The sequence below is a fragment of the Nostoc sp. genome, assembly GCF_036917535.1.
GTDB lineage: Bacteria > Cyanobacteriota > Cyanobacteriia > Cyanobacteriales > Nostocaceae > Nostoc.
This window is the reverse complement of record NZ_JBALDA010000044.1, coordinates 62,091-83,637: the sequence shown is the minus strand read 5'-3', so window position 1 is coordinate 83,637 and position 21,547 is coordinate 62,091. Positions and strand designations below refer to the sequence as shown.

The 21,547-nt window shown below is 40.7% G+C and carries 19 protein-coding genes, 1 tRNA gene and 1 pseudogene; 6 read left to right on the top strand and 15 right to left on the bottom strand.

What is annotated here, in order from left to right; all coding sequences use genetic code 11:
* Positions 1-496 precede the first annotated feature (496 nt).
* From V7K56_RS14995 to V7K56_RS14970, 6 genes are all read right to left on the bottom strand, one after another.
* Positions 497-1,954 carry a YcjF family protein gene (locus V7K56_RS14995; protein WP_334911681.1) on the bottom strand — a complete coding sequence of 486 codons (1,458 nt, stop codon included), beginning with the start codon at positions 1,952-1,954 and terminating at the stop codon, positions 497-499.
* A gap of 103 nt (positions 1,955-2,057) precedes the next feature.
* Positions 2,058-2,134, bottom strand: a tRNA-Met gene (locus V7K56_RS14990).
* Positions 2,135-2,180: 46 nt separating this feature from the next.
* The gene (locus V7K56_RS14985) at positions 2,181-3,134 is read right to left on the bottom strand and encodes an asparaginase (RefSeq protein WP_334911680.1); all 954 of its coding nucleotides are present in this window, start codon (positions 3,132-3,134) and stop codon (positions 2,181-2,183) included.
* A gap of 87 nt (positions 3,135-3,221) precedes the next feature.
* Complete coding sequence (locus V7K56_RS14980; protein WP_334911679.1) at positions 3,222-3,722, bottom strand: CGLD27 family protein; 501 nt, start codon at positions 3,720-3,722, stop codon at positions 3,222-3,224.
* A complete protein-coding gene (rsfS, locus tag V7K56_RS14975; RefSeq protein WP_334911678.1) occupies positions 3,719-4,177 on the bottom strand; it encodes a ribosome silencing factor in 459 nt (152 codons plus the stop codon). The genes V7K56_RS14980 and rsfS overlap by 4 nt, the downstream gene beginning before the upstream one ends.
* Positions 4,178-4,751: 574 nt before the next feature.
* Positions 4,752-6,026 carry a glycosyltransferase family 4 protein gene (locus tag V7K56_RS14970; RefSeq protein ID WP_334911677.1) on the bottom strand — a complete coding sequence of 425 codons (1,275 nt, stop codon included), beginning with the start codon at positions 6,024-6,026 and terminating at the stop codon, positions 4,752-4,754.
* A gap of 372 nt (positions 6,027-6,398) precedes the next feature.
* Here V7K56_RS14970 and V7K56_RS14965 point away from each other — a divergent pair, with 372 nt between their 5' ends.
* Positions 6,399-7,592, top strand: coding sequence for a DNA cytosine methyltransferase (locus V7K56_RS14965; protein ID WP_334911676.1), 1,194 nt, complete (start codon positions 6,399-6,401; stop codon positions 7,590-7,592).
* 13 nt (positions 7,593-7,605) lie between these two features.
* Here the strand turns inward: V7K56_RS14965 and V7K56_RS14960 are convergent, their stop codons facing one another.
* Positions 7,606-8,484 (bottom strand): Cfr10I/Bse634I family restriction endonuclease, encoded by an 879-nt coding sequence (locus tag V7K56_RS14960; protein ID WP_334911675.1) that lies wholly within the window; start codon positions 8,482-8,484, stop codon positions 7,606-7,608.
* Positions 8,485-8,748: 264 nt separating this feature from the next.
* On the opposite strand from V7K56_RS14960, the gene deoC reads away from it, so the two are divergent.
* The 5 genes and pseudogenes from deoC to V7K56_RS14935 form a co-directional block, all read left to right on the top strand.
* On the top strand, positions 8,749-9,429 hold the full coding sequence (gene deoC, locus V7K56_RS14955; RefSeq protein WP_334911674.1) for a deoxyribose-phosphate aldolase: 681 nt from the start codon (positions 8,749-8,751) through the stop codon (positions 9,427-9,429).
* 149 nt (positions 9,430-9,578) lie between these two features.
* Positions 9,579-10,550 carry a DNA repair protein RecO gene (recO, locus tag V7K56_RS14950; RefSeq protein WP_334911673.1) on the top strand — a complete coding sequence of 324 codons (972 nt, stop codon included), beginning with the start codon at positions 9,579-9,581 and terminating at the stop codon, positions 10,548-10,550.
* The gene (locus V7K56_RS14945) at positions 10,537-12,177 is read left to right on the top strand and encodes an MFS transporter (protein ID WP_334911744.1); all 1,641 of its coding nucleotides are present in this window, start codon (positions 10,537-10,539) and stop codon (positions 12,175-12,177) included. Before recO ends, V7K56_RS14945 begins: the two co-directional genes overlap by 14 nt.
* Before the next feature lie 356 nt (positions 12,178-12,533).
* Positions 12,534-13,682, top strand: a complete 1,149-nt coding sequence (locus tag V7K56_RS14940) for a glycosyltransferase family 4 protein (protein WP_334911672.1) — start codon at positions 12,534-12,536, stop codon at positions 13,680-13,682.
* A 254-nt stretch (positions 13,683-13,936) separates the two neighbouring features.
* Positions 13,937-14,218 (top strand): annotated as a pseudogene (locus V7K56_RS14935) (IS630 family transposase); the annotation flags it as partial.
* Between the two features lie 147 nt (positions 14,219-14,365).
* Here V7K56_RS14935 and V7K56_RS14930 read toward each other — a convergent pair.
* The 8 genes from V7K56_RS14930 to V7K56_RS14895 all read right to left on the bottom strand — a co-directional run bounded on the left by V7K56_RS14930 (position 14,366) and on the right by V7K56_RS14895 (position 21,278).
* The gene (locus V7K56_RS14930) at positions 14,366-14,602 is read right to left on the bottom strand and encodes a hypothetical protein (RefSeq protein ID WP_118167601.1); all 237 of its coding nucleotides are present in this window, start codon (positions 14,600-14,602) and stop codon (positions 14,366-14,368) included.
* The gene (locus V7K56_RS14925; protein ID WP_334911671.1) at positions 14,599-15,030 is read right to left on the bottom strand and encodes a putative toxin-antitoxin system toxin component, PIN family; all 432 of its coding nucleotides are present in this window, start codon (positions 15,028-15,030) and stop codon (positions 14,599-14,601) included. Before V7K56_RS14925 ends, V7K56_RS14930 begins: the two co-directional genes overlap by 4 nt.
* A gap of 57 nt (positions 15,031-15,087) precedes the next feature.
* Positions 15,088-15,903 (bottom strand): peptidase, encoded by an 816-nt coding sequence (locus V7K56_RS14920; RefSeq protein ID WP_334911670.1) that lies wholly within the window; start codon positions 15,901-15,903, stop codon positions 15,088-15,090.
* 10 nt (positions 15,904-15,913) lie between these two features.
* Positions 15,914-16,147, bottom strand: coding sequence for a preprotein translocase subunit SecG (gene secG, locus V7K56_RS14915; RefSeq protein ID WP_334911669.1), 234 nt, complete (start codon positions 16,145-16,147; stop codon positions 15,914-15,916).
* 98 nt (positions 16,148-16,245) lie between these two features.
* On the bottom strand, positions 16,246-17,844 hold the full coding sequence (gene gpmI / locus V7K56_RS14910; RefSeq protein ID WP_334911668.1) for a 2,3-bisphosphoglycerate-independent phosphoglycerate mutase: 1,599 nt from the start codon (positions 17,842-17,844) through the stop codon (positions 16,246-16,248).
* Between the two features lie 221 nt (positions 17,845-18,065).
* Entirely contained in the window at positions 18,066-19,760 is a 1,695-nt protein-coding gene (locus V7K56_RS14905) for an ABC-F family ATP-binding cassette domain-containing protein (protein ID WP_334911667.1), read from the bottom strand.
* A gap of 161 nt (positions 19,761-19,921) precedes the next feature.
* The gene (locus tag V7K56_RS14900) at positions 19,922-20,746 is read right to left on the bottom strand and encodes an Rpn family recombination-promoting nuclease/putative transposase (RefSeq protein WP_334911666.1); all 825 of its coding nucleotides are present in this window, start codon (positions 20,744-20,746) and stop codon (positions 19,922-19,924) included.
* Between the two features lie 34 nt (positions 20,747-20,780).
* A complete protein-coding gene (locus V7K56_RS14895) occupies positions 20,781-21,278 on the bottom strand; it encodes a hypothetical protein (protein ID WP_334911665.1) in 498 nt (165 codons plus the stop codon).
* Between the last annotated feature and the right edge of the window lie 269 nt (positions 21,279-21,547).

Sequence of the window (21,547 nt, the reverse complement as noted above, 5' to 3'; positions counted from 1 at the left end):
ACTCTCACGATATTCTTAAATACACCCAAGCCTAAAATAGGCTTGGGTAAATTTTAGGTTTAATTACAGCATTACGCAAGTGTTATCCTCTGCTTAACAAGTAAAAACTAAAAAGTGAATCTCCGCGTAAATGACAATATGCTGGCATGAATTGTGAGAATATTTATTTGACATAAACAATGTTAAAATCGCTGGTTTCACAACCTAAATCTAGGAAACTTTAACTAGCAAAAAACGATAAAATACAAGGGCGATCGCGCATTCTAAATTAAAGGCTAGATAATTGTTTAATATATTCAATAACTTGGTCTTTACTGATTATTCTTTCATTCACCCTTTAATTCTTCCCAGTTCATGCTCGGTATATTGTTTTGTTAAAACTCACCTGTCATTGTTTGATCCTCAATTTCTAATAGAAGATTGCTGAATTGCTTTTCTACTATCAGCACTTTGCTATACAGAGGCGCAAAGAAAAACTCTGCGCCTCTGTATGAGATTATCCCACTGTCTTCTGAATACCAACTACTTCAACTTGTTGCACTTCTGGCAACAAACGCTTCACACCTTGCTTAACAAAGCCCTGCAAAAAACCAATCTGCTGATTTTGCTGAAATACTTTTTGCACAGTTTGCCGCAAATTATTCAAATTTAAACCAGTTCCAGAATCTATCGCTACTTCTTGCTGTTGGAAATACTCAACTAGACTTAATCCTGCTACTCTAGTCAGATAAGCTGCACTTACTCCCTGCACTACGCCACCAGCAATAAAGGTAACAGCATTACTTTTCAGAACAGTACTAATAGCCTTTGTCGAAAGTTCAACTAAACCCAATTTCAGCATTAAACTTCCCATTGTTCCAGCTACAGTTTGTGCCTGTTCTAGGGAAAATTTCTGCTGATAGATATTACCCAAATCCATTACCATTTGAGCATTAATTGCCGCAGTTGCCAGAATATCAAAGGCTGGTACTGGATTAGCAAAGGCAGCGGCAGCAGCTATCCACTGATATTGTTCAATAATTGGGATGGCGCGATCGCGTCTGGTTCCATTCAGCCAATTTTTTGCCTCAGCTTTCAACAATCCGGCTTTCCTCATGGTTGTCACCCAAACTAGCCGTTGTCTTTGCTGTGCCAAAACTTCACCCAACTGCTGCATTAACTGCTGGATATCTGCTGCTGGTTGCTCCATCCACTCTTGCACAGAACCATCAGCCTCATGCTTTCGGACTTTAATGGCAATGGGAGAGGCCGCAGTTGCAACTACATTTCCCTGCATCCGCTGTTTCAATTGACTAAAGATGTAGGCGCTTTCATCGGTTAAATACTGGTCTTGTTTGTTGAAAACTAGCATATTAGGCTGATTTGCTGCCTTTAGCTGCTGTAGGGTTTGAAATTCTGAGTCTGTCAAATCACCATTTGTCAGAAATAGAACAAAATCAGATTTTGCTACTTCTGCCAAAATAGCTGTATCTGAATTTTCACCTGCTTCTCTAAACAAAGGTGGTGTCTCTTGTAGAGACACGAAATTTTGTGTCTCTAGATTTTGCTCTAGCACTCGAATTAAAGTGCTTTTACCCACGGATTTCCCGCCAGTCACAGCTACTTTAATTTTTTGCCTGTCTAATTCCAGCAACAATTGGGCAACTTGTTCTCTGAGTGTCTCTAAGGCTGGATGATTTTCTGCTTCTTGTGCTAGTTGGTTAATTACAGTTTCAGTTTTAGCGATCGCACTTTCCACTGTTGTCCGATCCACGAGCATACCATCTAGCTGTTCTAAACTTTCTTTGGGGCGCTTTTGCTGGAACAACCACAAACCACCACCGACAGCCAAGGCACTCAACAAACCGAACTCGCCCACCTGTACTATAGAATCGTGCCAACTGTCCAACATCCACAGGGAAAAGGAAAGTCCCAATCCTCCCACTAAAATTGGTCGCTGCAACTTCACAACCATGATTCTCCGCGCTTTTTGGATGGCTATTTCTTCCAGAATAGATCAAAATAAAACAAAACCCTGCAATCTTTACTGATTGTAGGGTTTTGTTTTACATTTTATTTGGTGGCGGGAAGTGGATTTGAACCACTGACCTTCGGGTTATGAGCCCGACGAGCTACCAGGCTGCTCTATCCCGCGTCGCTCTTAACTCTTATAGCATAACTTATAGTTAAGAGTTTGGCAACTACAAAAATGATAATTCTCCAATTACTTCTAAACGCTTGTATTTTCCCAAGGTGACAAACTTTTCTGATAGGCTTTCGGCGGCGCTGGGACTAATCCACCCCATTTGCTGGAGTAAGTGAATAGCAACAGCATATTTTGCCCGTTTCGCCCCATCCATGACTTTGATTGCCAATCCCAAACCTTCACCGAGTCTACCAATGCACTGTACTCCTTCGGCACCACTTTTGCTAACTAGTTCTCCTGGAGTTAAGCGCATCAGTTCCGTATCAAATTCTCCATCTCCTGCTACCATAGCGGGGTGATGAGTCATAGCACGGACAATACGCTCCATATCCAAGTTGGTACTAGAGGCTAGCAGTGCATATAAAGATGCCATGTGACCGAGTTGCATCAGATAAGTTGGTGCGCCACAGTCGTCATGAGCGTTGATAAATTCTGCTGCTGGCATTCGCAGCAACTCTGCTACCTTGCCCAAAATTAACTGCTGTATTGGGTGTTTGCGATCCAAGTAGTTATTCAAGGGCCAATGACGTTGCTGACAAACGGCTAACATTCCCGCATGTTTTCCAGAGCAATTGTATTCCAGAGGACTGTGCTTATCTTCAGGAATTGGACACTGGAGTATAGTTGGGTCAAGATCCGCCCGCCAAAGGATGTTAAATACCTGTCGGACTTGATCTATTCTTCCTTTATGGGAACTTGTGATAATTGCTAAATCGCGATCGCTGAGTTGATAGCGTTCCAGTGTACCTGTTGTGGTGACAGCTAGTGCCTGAAATGGTTTGAGGGCTGAACGGATAAATGCAGCAGTTTCAGAATTTCCGGCAACGGTTAGAACCCGTCCTCGTTCGTCGCAGACAACAGCTTGGACTATATGTCTAGATTCAATAATACCTTCCCGCAGCAACCGGACTTCCAGTGCTGTGGCTTGAGTTCGTTTTCCCATTGTCATGGGTTTATATTTATTACCTTTTTTAATTAATTAGTCATTGGTCATTGGTCATTAGTCTTTAGCTAATGACTAATGACCAATAACTCTTTAAAACAAATGCCAAACTATAGTACCAATAACGTACATTCCCGCCAAGCCAGCAAAGGTAAATTGTAACCGCCGCAGAATGGGTTTGATTTCGTATGCAACAATTAAGCGATCGCGGTTGAGAACTTCCTGTGGCTTTGTCCAAGTTTGACCGTCGTACCAGCCGGACTCTTCATAAAATACTGTGGGACTACAAAGGCGATCGCATACGTAGAACCAACCTAAGTACAACCTCACTAGTATAAGCACTAACCCAACACTTGCTCCGGCTGCACCACACAGAATAAAATGTGCAATATACTTGTGAGGGGGAAAACTTGCCGCAGCTATCGGCCCTGCAAAAAGCCAAGATAAACCCCAAATCCAAACGAGTTTCGTGATATACTCGCGCCAATCTAAAGTGGTATCGCGAAACAGCCAGGAAGTTTTTAACTCTTCGTATTCATTGAGCGGTTGTTGGTCTGTAGGAACTGGGCAATTAGAAACCGAAGACCTAATCATGTTGGCTTACCCTCACCCTCATCAGATTCTGGAAGGGAAATACGTTCTGCATGAATCCAGAACGCTTCTAAATTATAAAACTCTCGTTCTTTGGGCATCATGATGTGAACAATCACATCACCATAGTCTTGTAGTACCCAACTCCCCTCGGCTTTTCCTTCTGTCCTTAAGGGACGCCGTTGCAATTCAGTTTCGACTTTTCCTTCAATTGCTTGAGCGATCGCCCTGACCTGTACCTTAGAATAGCCAGTCATCATTACAAAGTAATCAGCCAGGTAAGATACCTCTGCTACTTTGAGCAATAAAATCTCACCTGCTTTGCGCTCTGATGCCGCAATCGCGATCGTTGCAGCTAATTTTTCGCTCGCCTCTTCGGTTTGGCCGTGGCTTATTACCGCACTCTTCGTCAGTGGGACAGATTGCAATGGGAAATTTCCTTGGAAATAATCAGTCATTAAACCTCAGGTGCTTTCTTCCTTTTGAAACAATTGTTGACATTTACTTACAAACAACAAACAATTGATCTGACAAATGTGTCAATAGGTTTTTTTGAATACTAACAAAAAAACAGGTGTCTATGGGCCTAGTTTGATAATTGGCTGTTTAGATTTCGATATCCGCAACAGCTGATTGCTGATAGTTATTGTGCACCGATAAATCAACCAATAGCTTTCCGGCAGGAATTGACAGCGAAAATAATCGCAGATTCATCAAACAGCATAGCAATGTAAAGCTAGTAATTCGCAGTTAACTATATATCTACGTTTTATACTTGTCTGTCTGCGATAAAATTACGATACAACACAGCATACTAATGACTGGTTTAGCATTTTATACGTATATTTTTAAGTGCTATTAATTACCTTTTTGTCAATTGCCCACGGTTGAATGAAGTGAAACCGTAGGATTTTTAGTTCAACAATTATCTATGTTTTATTAGTCAAATTAGTTACCCTCAATATTTTCTGTTACTTAGATATGAGGGCAAATTACAATTTTTACAGATGCAATATAACTTTGCTGCAAAGATTAAACTTCTTGTTTCGTAACTATGCCTGTAGACTGAATTGTTCTACGTTCTGCTGTTAATGAGTAACACAAGGACTCATACTGATTTAAAGCTTGCTCAAAAGCATATTGCTCAACGGCATATTGGCGACTTTTGTAACCTAGAGTTTTGACTTTTTCGGGGTTTTGGTACAAATCTAAAATTGCCATCGCTAAAGCTTGGGGATCTTCTGGAGGAACAATAACTCCGCCGCCACTTTGCCTAATGGCTCTTGCTGCTGTACCATTGTCGGGGACAGAGGCAACTAAGGCCCCTCCACTAGCAAGTAGTACTTGAATTTTTGACGGCATATTGAAGGATACAACATTTTTCTTTTGCACCACTAAACCAATATCCGCAGCTGCTAACATCTGTGGTAAATCTTTGCGGGGTTGAAATGGCAGTAACAACACATTATCTGCGCCGCAGTCTAGACATTTCTGTTGTAATCGCTGTAGACCTTTTGCCTCTCCAACGATCACAAAGACAATATCTGGTATATGGCGCAAGACAGAAGCAGCTTTGACAACGCTTTCTAAGCCTTGGGTTAGGGCAATGTTACCAGAATACAGTACTACAAATTTGCCGTTTAGATTATGTGCTGTGCGAAAAGGGTTATTTTCTTTAGGCAAGGGACGGATAAAATTTACATCAACCCAGTTGGGAATTTGCACAATTTTGTCAGCTTTTACGCCTTTAGATCGCAAATTGTCTACAAACCCATCAGCGATGACGCTAATTTTAGTAGCTGTGCTGTAGGAAAATTTTTCCAATAATGTAAACAACCGGATAAGTAATTTATTTTTTAGTAAACCGACATGGACGGCTGCTTCTGGTAAAATATCTTGTAGATTTAAAATCACAGGACAAGCACGTAACCATCCTAAAAGAGCGACTGGTACACAGCTTGGCAAGGATGGCGATGTTGAGAGAATCACATCTGGGCGCCAACCGATCAGGGCGGGTACAAAGCTAGTGACTACGAAACTAGCATCTAATAACACCCGATCTAATAGGTTGGGTTGTGGACGAATCCAAACGTAACTGCGTTGAATTTGAACGCCATTTTTGGATTCGTTGACATACCATTTGCCCCGATATTCCTGGTAAATTTGCCGCTCGGGGTAGTTGGGCATAGCGGTTACTACACGCACTTCATGCCCACGTTTCACTAGTCCCTCTGCTAATTCAGTCATCAGTGGGGCAATACCAATCGGTTCTGGATAGTAGTTGTAGGAGTAAATTAAAATCCGCATAAAATTTAGTCCGAAGTACCCCGGCTTTTTATTTAATGGCAAATATTTGTCTTAAATATCATTTGGGTTGGAAACCTCTATATTTAATTGTGACTCCAGACTCTTTTGATGTCAGGTATTTTCCTTAAAGATTGAGTAAACTTTGAGATGTAATACTTAGGGAAACTGTAAAATTTTTTTACTATTTAAGCAATCTTAAAATTGTTATTTTTTGATTGGTACTTACGTAGAAACCCTAAGTATATTAATTTTTATCAACCCTTAAAACCAAATTGGGATAGTTAGTATTAATTCTCCCCATAAATTATGGACATAACCTATTTTCCTAAAGTCTGAATATTAATAAGACTTTTTTATCATACTAGTAATTTCATGAGCGATCGCCCTTGTATTTTCTCTTTTTTTGCTGGCTCAGGTTTTCTCGATTTAGGTTTTGAAACCAGCGGTTTTAATATTGTTTACGTCAATGAAATCTTCGCCCCATTCATCGCCGCCTATCGCCATTCACGAGAAGTTCTGAAAATGCGATCGCCTGAATATGGATATCATCACGGTGAAGTAGCAGATGTAACAAAACTTATTGTTGAAAAAGAAGCACAATACCTTCAAGAATTAGTCAAAGACTGCCGCAAATCTCATAATATAATTGGTTTCATCGGCGGGCCTCCCTGTCCTGATTTTTCTATTGGTGGAAAAAATAGAGGAAGTTTAGGAGATAATGGTAAACTCTCCACTTCATATATTGAATTAATTTGCCGCAATCTTCCAGATTTCTTTTTATTTGAGAACGTTAAGGGTTTATGGAAGACAGCAAAACACCGTTTATTTTTTGAATCGCTCAAGCAAAAGTTATATGAAGCAGGCTACATATTAACAGAACGATTAATTAATGCTATCGAATATGGCGTACCTCAAGATAGAGAAAGAATTATTCTAATTGGTTTAAAAAACAATTTTCTTCAGGATATAGGAATAAAATTCGGTACTGAAAAGTTACTAACTGAGAGGTGTTTTCCTTGGAAAAATCATATTTTATATTCTCAAGAAAATGTTTTTGCTTACCCTTGGTGTAAGTGCGAGCCATTCCAAGAAAATTCCATCATCCCTTGTCCTGATGGTATACCTGAAGAACTAACAGTTGAATACTGGTTTAGAAAAAATAATGTGCTTAAGCACCCCAATGCTGAAAACTATTTTCAACCAAGAGCAGGTATCACAAAATTTGTTGCTATTGATGAAGGAGATGATTCTAAAAAGTCTTTCAAACGTCTGCATAGATGGCGTTATTCTCCGACAGCTTGCTATGGAAATAATGAAGTACATTTACATCCTTACAAAGTCCGGCGGATTTCTGTAGCAGAAGCTTTAGCTATCCAATCTTTGCCTGCAAATTTTGTACTTCCAGAAAATATGTCACTTACTAATATGTTTAAAACTATTGGTAATGGTGTACCATATTTGGCATCAAAGGCGTTAGCTAAAACTCTTTTTGACTTCTTAGTAACTAAAGAATATCATTCTGAAAATGAAATTAAACAATTAGAGTTACCATTGATTTTTAGTTAAATTGCGATAGAATTTAGTAATGTTCAATAGCCGCTGCAACTAACGGCACTAAATCTGCTTTTCTAGTATATGAGTATGTACCATCTACCAGATGAAAAGTCTGTTCTAGCGCCACACCATGAGGTGCAATTGCCGTACTAAATATTCTTCTATCAGCAGAGGTTAACTCACTGACAACCATGTAATATTTCCAATTTTGCTGTAATACATAAGCAATAGCTTTAATCATAGCTGCTTCAAACAAAGGCTGATAACGTCTATCTGGACGATTTGAAGTTTTGAGAGAAATAGCTGCTTTAACTTCCTCTATATGTAGTTTTCCCTTCAAAAAATTATAGAGTACTAAATTATCTGGATTTATTGCCTGTTGCTGTAAAAGTGAGTTAATTATGGGCGCAATTCCCTGATTTTCAATAAAAACTATAATATAGTCTGGACTAGGCATAAAAATTTTGTCTTTAAATGGTTTAATTTTTGATAAATGATTATTTACATTAGCAAAATTATCTTTAGTAAATAAGTTTAAAAAATTTGAATATGCTTCATCGATCCTTTCTAATTGAAATTTTGAATTAGGCATAGAAAAAGCTGCAATACACATGCCAGTTTCTTTATTAATATCAAATATAATTTCAGACAATAAGCTGGTTGCTATTAACTCGTTCCATCCTCCTATTGCATTGTTGAGAGCGCCGACTTGGGGATTTTGTGAGTACTTTTCTCTAAAAGCTTTAATTGTTTCGTTTGTAATCCAGTCTAAAATCTCACTAACCGATAAGTTTTGAGCTAATTTAGTCACTATCTCAGAAGATAAATTTCTGTAGATAGCTCTGCTGTTGATGCGAAATTTGCCATTAGATATTTCAGTAAACCATACCGCGTCATTAAGCATTTTCTTGTTTTTTCAGATAAGTAAGGGAAAAATTTTTGGCAAATAAATATTCTTGCCAAGAAGATTTTACCTTCCTAACCTTATTACCACTTAATGTCAACTTAAATACTTAGAGTAATTCCGGGTTATCTATAAAGCCAAAATTTAAGACAAGTCAGCAGCTTGTTTTCAGGATAAACTCGTAATAAATGTGGTTTAATATATATATAAGAAATGTTTTAATTTTTTATAAACTTTAATAATCAATTACTGGCAGAAGACACGATGGCAGCAGACTATCCAGATATTGATATTGCGCCATTTATCGATCACGCACTGTTAACGCCAACGGCTACTCCAGAGCAGGTTGAGCAATGGTGTGAAGAAGCATATAGATTCAACTTTGCGGCGGTCTGTCTGTTCCCCGCTAATGTCAAGCAAGCAGTCGAACTCCTCCACGGTAAAAACCCGAAAGTTTGTACGGTGATAGGCTTTCCTTCTGGTGCAACGACTTCAGCAGTAAAACTGTATGAAGCTCAAGAAGCGGTAGATAGTGGGGCCACTGAGTTGGATATGGTCATGAACTTAGGCTGGTTAAAAGCTGGCAAAACTGAAAAAGTCCACCGAGAGATTGCCGAAATTTGTGAAGAGACTGGGCAAACGGTTAAGGTAATTTTGGAAACTAACCTGTTGACAGATGCAGAGAAAAAAATAGCTGCTGAAATAGCCATGGAGGCAGGAGCAGCATTCTTAAAAACTAGTACAGGTTGGAATGGTGGTGCAACTGTGGCAGATGTGCGACTTTTGCAAGAATTGGCAAAAGAAAGGGTAGGAATTAAAGCTTCAGGTGGTATTCACACTATCAATCAAGCCCTAGACTTAATTGTAGCGGGTGCTACTAGATTAGGCACATCTCGCGGTATGGATTTGATCCGCCAGCGCGATAACTTGGGAAAGAGTGAATAGTCATTTGTCATTTGTCCTAAGCTAATGACCACTAATGACTAGTACAACACGGCCTAAATAAACCACCGATTCCAAATCAATAAAACGCTTATGCTGTATACCTGTTTGACTTTTGACTTCCGCCTTGCGGCACTAGTGACTAATGACTAATGAGTAGAACCTACAAAGCAACTGGTATTAATCTTAAAACCCAGGCGCTAGGAGAATCGGATAAAATAGTGACGATTTTGACACGAGAATTCGGTCTAATTCGAGCCGTGGCTCCAGGGTCGCGTAAGCACAACTCCAGCTTGGGCGGTAGGAGTGGAATGTTCGTTGTGAATGAACTATTGATTGCCAAAGGGCGATCGCTTGATAAAATCACTCAAGCACAGACGTTAAAAACCTATCCTGGTTTAGCTAAAGATTTGGGAAAACTGGCTGCCAGTCAATATTTAGCAGAAATAGTTCTGTGTGAAGCTTTGAGCGAACAACCCCAAGAAGAACTTTATGATTTGTTCAATGAACATCTTCATCGCTTAGAGGCGGTGTCAAGTGCAAATCCATCTGGTGTTTTGGCTCATCTGGCTCATGCTGTATTTCACCTTTTAGCCTTAGCAGGACTGACGCCACAAGTGCAAATCTGCTGTTTATCTCAACGTTCCCTTAAGCCAGACTTCACAGACCCCAACTGGCAGGTAGGATTTAGCATCCCTGCGGGTGGAACAGTTTCTTTAGAAGCTAGGGAACGTTTACGAAAAGAAGGGGAAAAGGAAATAAGGGCAGAGGGGCAGAGGAGCAGGGCAGCAGGGGAGCAGGGGGAAATTAATAACCAATACCCAATGCCCAATGCCCCATCCGCAATGCTCAATGCCCCATTCCCAATGCCCAATGCCCAAACAGTTGTTGTGCATCGGCAAGAAATACCTGTGATTTCTAGTCGTTTGGGTGCTATAGAACTAGCTTTGCTTCAACAGCTGTCACAACCAGAGATAATGCAAATTGATAGTGCTAGAGATCGTAACTGGTTATCTGTTGAGCAGATTTTGCGCCAGTATGCTCAGTATCAATTAGGTCGCCCTATTCGCTCTGCTACCTTGATCGACTCTTACTTTGCTGCCAACCATGATGCAACCGTCTGATTTGGATAAAAAAATCCTGCCTTTGTCACCAAGCCTCGCAAAAAAACAGAATAGGGTATCAGATCCTACAGTCAGGAATCACTTGAGTGCTGTTCCTAAGTGTACACCTAGTCAAATAAATGGCCAAGAAATGTCCCCAAAAGATATTTCTAAAAACGATCAAAATTGCCCAAAAACTGATCTTCCAAGCCAATCAGAAACACAATCTGAGGACAAATCAACCACTGCTGAGGTAGATAGCAATGGCGTTCGTAATGGGCAGAATTTGCCAATAGCCACTATTCCAGAAAAAGAATTACTGAAATTAGATGCCTCTGGTTCAGGTGGAGAAGCTATTGCAGGGAATGTAAAACAGCTAGGATTTTTACCTGTACTAAAAAATCCTAATTTCTTGGCTCTTTGGGGCGGTCAAGTTTTCTCCCAACTAGCAGATAAAGTTTATTTAGTGCTGATGATTGCCTTAATTAATACTCAGTTTCAAGGAAGCAATCAGAGTATTAGTGGTTGGGTATCAGTTTTGATGATGGCTTTTACTATTCCAGCCGTATTGTTTGGTTCTGTTGCTGGTGTGTTTGTTGATCGCTGGTCGAAAAAGGCTGTGCTGGTGGCAACAAATATTTGGCGTGGCATCCTAGTTTTGTCAATTCCTTTCCTGGTGTGGTTGACTCATGACTGGAAACCCATAGGAGTGCTGCCAGTAGGTTTTTTGATCATTCTGGGTGTGACTTTTTTAGTTTCGACTTTGACGCAGTTTTTTGCACCGGCGGAACAGGCGGCAATTCCTTTAATCGTAGAAGAACAGGATTTACTCTCGGCAAATTCGCTTTATACAACAACGATGATGGCATCGGTGATTGTTGGATTTGCTGTAGGAGAACCATTGTTAGCGATCGCCGATGGACTTTGGTTGCAAATTGGTGGTAGTGGTAGTTTGGGCAAAGAACTTTTAGTTGGTGGCAGTTATGCGATCGCTGGACTAATTTTATTCCTTCTGGCAACTAAGGAAAAACACCACAACCCCGATACAGAATTCCCTCACGTATTCTCTGACTTACGGGACGGCTTTGCCTATCTCAAAGCAAATCATCGCGTCCGCAATGCTTTGCTTCAACTGATTATCTTGTTTTCTGTCTTTGCAGCATTAACTGTTCTAGCCGTTCGGATGGCGGAAATCATTCCCAACATGAAAGCTTCCCAGTTCGGTTTTTTACTAGCAGCTGGCGGTGTTGGTATCGCGGGTGGAGCAACAATTCTCGGTCAATTTGGTCAACGCTTTTCCTATACTCAGCTAAGTCTGTGCGGTTGTATGGGTATGGCCGCATCCCTGATTGGTCTGTCAGTATTTACAACTCAACTGTGGCTCGTATTGTTACTGGTGACATTCGTAGGTATCTTTGGGGCGCTAGTGGGAATTCCCATGCAAACTACAATCCAAACAGAAACACCTCCAGAAATGCGTGGTAAAGTCTTTGGCTTGCAGAACAATGTAATTAATATTGCCCTCTCCTTACCTTTAGCATTAGCTGGTGTCGCAGAAACCTTTCTGGGATTACAGGTTGTTTTTTTGGGATTAGCTGCGATCGTCTTTTCAGGAGGTATATTAACCTGGTATAACTCACACAAGTAGTTATCAGCTAACAAGAGTTATTATTCATTACCTTGATGTAATTAATAATTTACTTAAAGCTTTTGTGTTCATGGTAAACTGTTGCCAGTGAAAATTTATCACATACTTGCCGGATATGAATCTGACATTAGTCAGAATAAGTTGTTTAAATATTAGAAATAACAACTTATAACTAAAATGAATAAAGCCATAAATCCACTGGTTTAATCAGCTGACAATAAGCTTTTTAAACTAGTAAAAAGTTGTGGGAATTTTTAATAAATAAAAAAACCAGCAAGTATAGCTAGATAAAATAAAAATCACAAAGGACACACAATTAATAGATTTAACCCGCTTTTCTTACAGCTAAATAAAGAATGCGTATAGCCTGGATTGGAAAAAAATCACCATTTTGCGGCAATGTCACCTACAGTCGAGAAATTACAAATGCCTTGCTAGATAGGGGACATCAAGTTAGCTTTCTTCACTTCGCCCAGGAAGAGTCTGAACCTGATAATTGGCCAAATCTTCGAGAGGTTTCCCTACCTTTCATTTACAAGTCCCAGGTTTACACAATTCCCACTTTTAAAGCCACCAAAGTTTTAACCGATTCACTGCGGGAAATCAAACCAGATTTAGTCCATGCTTCCTTGACGTTATCTCCTCTAGACTTTTTTCTACCGGAAATCTGTGAGGAATTGAGGTTGCCCCTAGTTGCCACTTTTCACACGCCGTTTGCTGGCAAGGGGGCAAAGCTGGTATCTGGAACACAACTTTTGGCTTATCAGCTCTACGCACCTTTTTTAGTTAACTACGATCGCGTGATTGTATTTTCCCAAATTCAGCGAGAATTATTGGCAGGGATGGGCGTAAGGGAAGAAAATATTGCCGTAATTCCCAATGGTGTTGATACCGCCAAGTATTCTCCAGGACTTTCTAAAATCAAAGCAGAATTTAAAGCCGAACGCTTGTTTGTCTATCAGGGTCGCATAGCGCCAGAGAAAAATGTCGAAGCTCTCCTCCGGGCTTGGAAGCAGTCGGCATTGGCGCCTGGTAGTAAGTTGCTAATTGTTGGTGACGGCCCTTTGAAGTCTTCCTTAGAGTCATTTTATGGTTCAGAATACGGCATTATCTGGTTGGGATTTGTCGCTGATGAAGACCGACGCATCGAAATTTTGCGGGGCACAGATGTATTTGTTTTGCCTTCATTGGTAGAGGGTTTATCCCTATCTCTGTTAGAAGGAATGTCATGTGGGTTGGCTTGTTTAGCAACAGATGTGGGTGCAGATGGAGAAGTATTAGAAAAGGGTGCTGGTGTAGTTATTAGCACCAAAACAGCGCGATCGCAATTAAGAACCCTCTTGCCAGTGTTGCAAGACCATCCAGAATTAACAACTTTACTGGGGCAAAAAGCTAGACAGCGTGTATTAGACCGCTATACCCTTAGTAAAAATATTAGTCTACTGGAAGAACTTTATAAAGGAGTTTTAGCACAGCGGCCTCTACCACTAAGTCGTAGAGCGTAAGGAACGCCAGTTGTTACAAAGGATAGCGCAGCGTTAACGAGTCAGACCTACGCACAGTCGCTAACGCTTCTCTACCAGACGCTGGGCGAATGCTATAGAGCGTTGGGAACCTCCCTTTGGGTGACGCTCCTACGTCGCTACCGCTACGCTAACACCAGTCGCTTACGGCGGGAAATCCGCCTACAGCGCTGGATTCACCGCAACGCATTTGCTTCCCTACGTATATTTATTTCAAAAATCAAATACTAGTCCTATATCATCGTTCACATTTGGTTCAGAACTTTTTAGGTGAGATAAATCAAGGTTTACCTCAAGAGCAATGGAAAATTCATTGCATTCGCTTTGCGCCTAATTGTCCATCACAAAGTCCTATAGAAGATATTTGGTTACAAGGGAAAACCTGGGTGAGACGTTTTTGTGCTTTAATTCCAACATTTCTCCATTTAAAATGGATGTTTGAATGGTTTCTCCGAAATACTATGTTTGATTTTCTGTCTCTTCAGATGTACGGAGCTTTTTCAGAAATCAAATACTAGTCCTATAAAACAAATCTAACCAATTTACCTGAATTTTGTCCTTATACCTTAGATAAAATTTTAGATAAAAATTGGTTGCCTTAATCTGTGATTCTTTGCACGAAACATATTCATCTTTTAACTCAGCAACACCATAAAATTAAGTCACTACAATTTATCATATTCTTCTGGTTCTACGTTAGGCACTTTATTCAAAACTTGCTGGAATTTTTCCCAACTACCGCTTTTGGCTTTTTCTTCCAAATAGTCTTTGGTCATCCATGCGGAAACTTGTGCAGATAAGGCAATAGTTGCAAGTTGTTCAATAGAAATATTTTCTCTGGCTGCTAAGGCTTCAATTTGTTTATATAAAGATTCGGGTAGCTGTACATTTAAGTTAGTCATGGAATTTCTCCTACTATTTGCAAGAATTCTTTGGGTGAAACTACCCTCAGTCCGAATTTTTGTGCGGCTTGTAAATCTTTTTGATTGTAAGTGATGATAAAGTCGGCTTGGCATTCAACAGCTAAATCGATGAGAAAATCATCATCAGGATCGCGTGCTACTGGACGCCATAAATAGAAAATGCTACATCTATTAGCGATTCTACAAATAGCTTCAATAACGTTGTCAATATATTCATCGCTTAATCTCAGCTGCTCTTTTTGTTGTTTTAGAATTTCTTCATACTCGAAGACTAAGGTGGTAGAGATATTGAACTGCCAACGCCTATCATTAAGAATTGTTAATAGTTTGTAAGATGCACCACGGTTAGATCGTAAACCAGAAACCAATACATTAGTATCAAGTACAAGTTGGTACGGATTTGTCATTATTTTGCTATTAGTAGCATTTTTGCCGTAGTGACGAGGTTATAGTCTACCTATCGATCAATTAATCTTTGAATTATCTACTAAAGACCATCCTAAACTGGTTGGCTGTTCATAAACCCGCTTTAGAGTATTTACATCTCTGAAAGAAATAGGCGACGGGTTACGAACTTGAGAAAAGTATAAAGCATCAGTTTGTAGCGGACTATGACCCCAAATTCCTAGTGCATGACCGAATTCGTGGCGGGCTGCTGCAATGAGATACTCACCTGTTTGACTAGGGCTTAACAAGATGGTGAAGCGCTGGGATAAAACTTTGTTGCTGGTGTAAAACTTGTAAGTAGTTTGTGCCGATCGCGCACGAGGTATATTACTACCAGGTGAAATTTGTAGAGGCGGCGCTTTTCGCACAATCGTAATATCAGCCATTTCTGGCTGTTCGACTACTGTTAAAGGTAAATAAGTACTCCACTCCTGTACACCTTGCAAGACACTATTAACCCATGCTTGAGCTTGTTTTTCACTGACAGATTTTGGTGGTTCTGCGTAAACTCTAACAGGAAATTGTGACCAAACTAAATAACCTACTTGGGTTGTTGTAACTTGGGAAAAGTAGTCACCACTGTTAGTGCTATCTTGCCACTGTGCAAGTGTGGGCGGTAAGGGGTGGGATTTTAGGGGAGATGATGGAGGGAGAGAGATTATTAAGTCTGAATATGCATATTTTGGTATTATTGTAAACCCATTACTCGACTGGATATTAGTAAAAACGATTAACAGCCCTATGCCAATAAACAAGGCAAGAGCTGTAATTAACCGTCGTGAAATTAAATTTATTAGGGTTTTAAGTATCGAGTTTTGGGTTATTCTTCCCATTTACCTATCCTTATTTAGGCAGCCAACCAGCACTTAAAACTACTGTTAAACCCATAAAAATGACTGTCAATGCCCAAGTAATTCGGTTTAAGGTATTTTCTGCGCTTTTGGTACTACTAAATAGCTGGGCTTGTCCGCCAATGGCTCCAATGCCATCACCTTTGGGGCTATGCAGCAAAACTAAGATAATCAAACCAACGGCGGAAAATGCCCAAATGCCTTGCACGATATTAGTAACTGTCATGGTAGGAATCTCATTTATAACAAGTTATAAAAAACAGAATTCAGAATTTAGAAGTTAGGAGTTTACTAAAAACTCCTAACTCAGTACTTAGCAATCTTTTACAGCCCTACTTGCACGGGAGTGCGAGTACGTTGTAGCTCGTATTCTGCTGTTTTCAGCAGCGATCGCCCGGTCATTTCGGGTGGCTGAGGCAGCTGTAAAATCTCTAGAATTGTAGGGGCAATGTCGGATAGCTTGCCATCGCTTCGCAGTTCGACATTTGTACCATATCCAGGGATTTTGACTTTCTCTCCCTCCACCAAGATGAAGGGGACTGGATTAGTCGTGTGAGCCGTCCAGGGATTACCCCTATCATCTAGCATATACTCAGCGTTGCCGTGATCGGCAGTAATAATTGTTGTACCGCCGGCTTTGATAACGGTTTCTAACAAGCGTCCCAAACAGCGATCAACTGTTTCAATTGCTGTAATGGTAGCGTCGATTTGACCAGTATGCCCTACCATGTCTGGGTTGGCATAGTTAATCACAACTAGGGAATATATACCCTTTTGAATCGCAGCGATCGCTACATTTGTAACTGCTGCTGCTGACATCGCTGGGGCATGATCGTAAGTTGCTACCATTGGGCTGCTTACTAGTTCCCGATCTTCTCCGGGAAAAGGTTCCTCTAGACCCCCATTAAAGAAATAGGTGACGTGAGCGTATTTCTCTGTTTCAGCGGTGCGGAACTGATTCAAACTATAATTGGCTATCACTTCTCCCAGAATATTATTGAGGTTCTGAGGCTCAAAGGCTACAGCCACGGGTAAGTCTGAATCATACTGCGTAAAGGTGACAAAGGACAACGGTGTGATTTGCTGTCTTTCAAAACCGTGAAATGTGGGACTGACCAAAGCCTGAGTCAGTTGTCTGGCGCGATCGGGGCGGAAGTTGAAAAATATCACCCCATCCCCTGGTTGTATTGCGCCGGGAGCAATTCGGATTGGGTTGACAAATTCATCTTTTATCCCCAGGTCGTAAGATGCTTGCAAGACTTCCACAGCCTTGAGACCATTACCAACACTATCTTGTATCATCATGTCGTAGGCGCATTTGACCCGATCCCAGCGGTGATCGCGATCCATCGCGTAGTAGCGACCGCTGAGGGTAACTATGCGCCCAATTCCTATGCGGTCTAGATAATCTTGTAGCAGCGCGATCGCTCTTATACCGTCAGTTGGGGCGGTGTCACGACCATCGGTGATAGCGTGAATACAAACTTCTGGAATTCGCTGGTTTTTGGCTAAGTCAAGTAGTCCGAATAGATGGGTGATATGCGAATGTACCCCTCCCTCAGAACAAAGCCCGACTAGATGCAGCTTGCTATTCCGAGAACGAACTTCCTGGCAAATTTTGACAAGTGCTGGGTTTAAGGCAATAGAACCGTCTTCGACTGCATCGGAGATGCGTACAAGTTCTTGCGGTACCACTCGCCCAGCACCAATGTTCAAATGACCAACTTCCGAGTTGCCCATTTGACCCTCTGGCAACCCTACGGCTTTTCCTGATGTGTGGATGAGGGTATGCGGGTAAGCTGTCCATAAACTGTCCACGATGGGAGTTTTAGCAGCAATAATGGCGTTTCCTCGCGTTTGGTCGCAGTAGCCCCATCCGTCTAAAATGACTAGCACCACAGGAGCAACAGGTGCTTTGGTCATAGTAAAATTGCCCTTTACTTTTTGTAATACCCGAATGATACCACTGCTAATCCACGCCGCAAGTGAATTTTTGCTTATTAATTTCTTTTTATGAATGACTTACAGTGTTTTGAAAGATTTTTAATTTTTAGTAATTTTTATATGATGTTTTTGAGCGCTAATAACAAGTGATTACTTAGTAGTAGCGTTTTCGCACTACTACTAAGGCATTTTCCAATCCCTTATTTCCTTTTCGTGGAAGCTTTAGCAGCTTTAGCAGCTTTTTTCGCTGCTTTTTCGGCTTCTATTGCAGCTAACTTTGCCTGTTCTTTTTCTTCGGCAATTTTCTGGAGATAGTAATGATAATCTCCTAAATAGACGCGGAATTCTCCATCACGAATTTCGACGATTTTATTTGCTACTTGAGAAATAAAGTAGCGGTCATGAGAGACTACAATTGCCGTGCCATCATAGTTTTGTAGCGCCTCTTCCAGCATTTCTTTAGCTGGAATATCTAGGTGGTTTGTCGGCTCATCTAAAATTAGTAAGTTTGCGGGACGTAAGAGCATTTTTGCCAATGCTAGACGAGCTTTTTCTCCTCCACTTAATGCCCCAACTGCCTTAAATACTGTGTCACCAGTAAATAAGAAGCGTCCTAAAAGTGTGCGGACTTCTTGATTATCCCAGTCGGGAACTTCATCATGGATAGTTTCCATGACAGTTTTCTTCAATTCCAAAGCTTCAGCTTGATTTTGCTCAAAGTAACCGGGAATAACGTTATGATCCCCTAATTTAACGCTACCTTCTGTGGGTGGTTCCATACCCATAATTACGCGCAGAAGGGTAGATTTTCCAGCACCGTTGGGGCCAAGGAATGCAATGCGATCGCCTCTTTCAATGAAGAGATTCGTTCCCAAAAACAAAATCTTATCATCATAGATATGAGTTAAGTCTTTAATTTCTACGACCTCGCGTCCGCTGCGGGGTGCAGGCGGAAAACGGAAATGTAGAGTTCTTACCCCAGCAATGGGTGCTTCAATGCGCTCGATTTTTTCGAGTTGCTTTTCCCGACTTTTTGCCTGAGTACTGCGGGTAGCACTGGCGCGAAATCTATCAACAAAGGTTTGCTGTTTCTCTAATTCTTTCTGTTGACGTTCGTAAGCACTAAGTTGTGCTGATTGGTTTTCGGCTTTTTGTGACAAATATGCCGAGTAGTTACCAAGGTAGGTACTGGAAACGCCACGTTCAGTTTCCACAATTTGGGTGCAAAGGCGGTCAAGGAACTCCCGGTCATGGGAGACTATTACCATCGGCGTAACCAGCCCTCTGAGGTAATTTTCCAACCACTCAATGGTTTCTAAATCTAGGTGGTTAGTCGGTTCATCCAGCAGCAACAAGTCCGGTTTTTGCAGGAGGATTTTACCCAAACTCATCCGCATTTGCCAACCACCACTGAAAGCACTGACGAGGCGATCGCCATCTTCTACCCCAAATCCCATTTCTGGTAAAATTTTCCCGATGCGTGCATCTAAGTTGTAGCCATCCAAGGCTTCAAATTTGCGCTGCAAGCGATCCAACTTGTCGATCAGTCGATGCAGTTCCTCTGAGGTAGCCGTTTCCATGTCGCGCTGTACCTGCGCCAGAGATAACTGTACTTCGTTAGCTTCTTTGAAGACAGTCCAAAATTCTTCTTTAACGGTGCGGCTGGGGTCTACTTCAAACTCTTGGTTGAGGTAAGCTATATGTAAGCTATTGGGACGGATAATTTCGCCAGCGGTGGGTTCAATTTCCCCAGAGATGATTTTCAGTTGGGTAGATTTTCCAGCACCGTTGACACCGACTAAGCCAATGCGATCGCCTGGTTTAACTTCCCAGTTGATATCTTTGAGAACTTCGCCTGTGGAATAAATTTTACTTATATGTTCTAGTCGCAGCATTAAGTTTCTCTCAGGTAGGGAGTAGGTGGTTGAGGACGAAGTACTAATACCGCCTCTAATATTAACAAAAATTAACTATAAATTCGTCGCAATTGAGTTTGGAAGCCGCAAACCAAATTTGGCTTGAGCCACGGATAAAATTTACCACATCTATCTCAAGGCTAGCTTTGTGTTACTTGTCCAATTTCTTCGACACTTAAATCTAAGGCTTCTGCTACTTGCTCTACAGTCAACCCTGCTACCAACATTGCTGGGACTGCTTTTAGTTTACCTTTAAGCTCACCTATAACTTCACCTTGTTCAATGCCTTGTTCAATGCCTTGTTCAACACCTTCCTGAAAGGCTTCTTGATAAAATCTGGTTTGCTTTAACTCGCTTAAGCCAAACATTTGCTCCATCTCCTCCCTACTTATGGTGGGAAACTTGTAAGCCAAAATAGTCTCTATAAATTCTAATAATTGCTGCTGTTTTAGTGGTGAGCTTATCTCTAGCTTAGTTCTGTCTACCAACTTTTTTGCTTGGACAATTGCGATATCGTCGGTTGCAATTACTAATTTAGCAGTTGCAATGCCAATTGGAAGCGATGCAGCTTCACCTAATTCATCCAAATAAATGCGTCTGATGCGCCCACTCGTGAAAAACTCACAGTAATGCTTGATATTGCCTATATCTACATTTCTGTTTGGGTATAAAACCACAGCACTCCAGTCATTTAATGGTTGATTCTGACGGAGATATAAACATATTTCTGCAATTAGCCGTGAATAAATTTCCCCATCAGCTTGAAATTGCACTTCAACAAAGTAAATCTGGTTCTCAGTTCCTTGTGTAGGGAGAAATACACCATCGATTCTAAAGGCTGTTTGTTTGATTTCAACTGATGAAAATTGATAAAGGCTAGCTGATTCTGGAGAATTACCAATAAGCTCAAAGAATATATCAGGAAATTCTTGAAACAGCCGATAAAAGATGATGTCTGTTTTCACAAATCTATATCATTTGAATATTTTAATATGCTATTTATATGTTGCTTAATTCTTCAGAACCATCTCGTACTTTCAGCAATTGCTCTTTTGCCATCCCTAATATACGTGATAGAGGTGCTAACAAACTATCATCAAATGCTTCTCCAGCATAAATATTATTCAGTTCTGTGGGAGATAATTTAAAGGTGTCGCAGAATTTTGTAAACTCCTGGTTACTCAAGTCAAGCTCTTTTTGCCTATCATGAAGTAAAACTGCGATCGCTTTAGTTCCATGCTTTGGACGTTCACTAGTTTTTATATATTTTTCCATTAAATAATATGCTTTTCTCGTATCGCCTCCTAGTTTTTTAATTAAATCAGTACAAGCCATTTTTAGTGCTTTTTTTAAAACTTCTTCTTCATTCAGAAACTTAATAATTTCGTTAGCATATTCTGGTTTAAAAAATCCCACCAAATCACCTTTATGATAAACTGGGACATAAGGCTCATTTGATTCAAAATGCCAATCTAACGGTTCGTTGCGTAGAGACATAGATACCCCTCTAAATCATTTAAGATTTCACCATTTTAAAACCATTTATTCTTTAACTGCCAGTGGTAATATTGGGAGCATCTCACTTTTATAAAAATACTATGGGCAATTAGAAATCGCAGCTATACAGACAAAACCCATCTGCGTGGGTTTCAACTTCTTGGAATCCGCGCAGTTGGACTTAGTTTGTGTAGCCGTTATGTATTTCTACCAGAACCTTGAACTCAACCAAAATTAGCGCCTTCCTCGTCACCAAGTAGCTAAAGGGC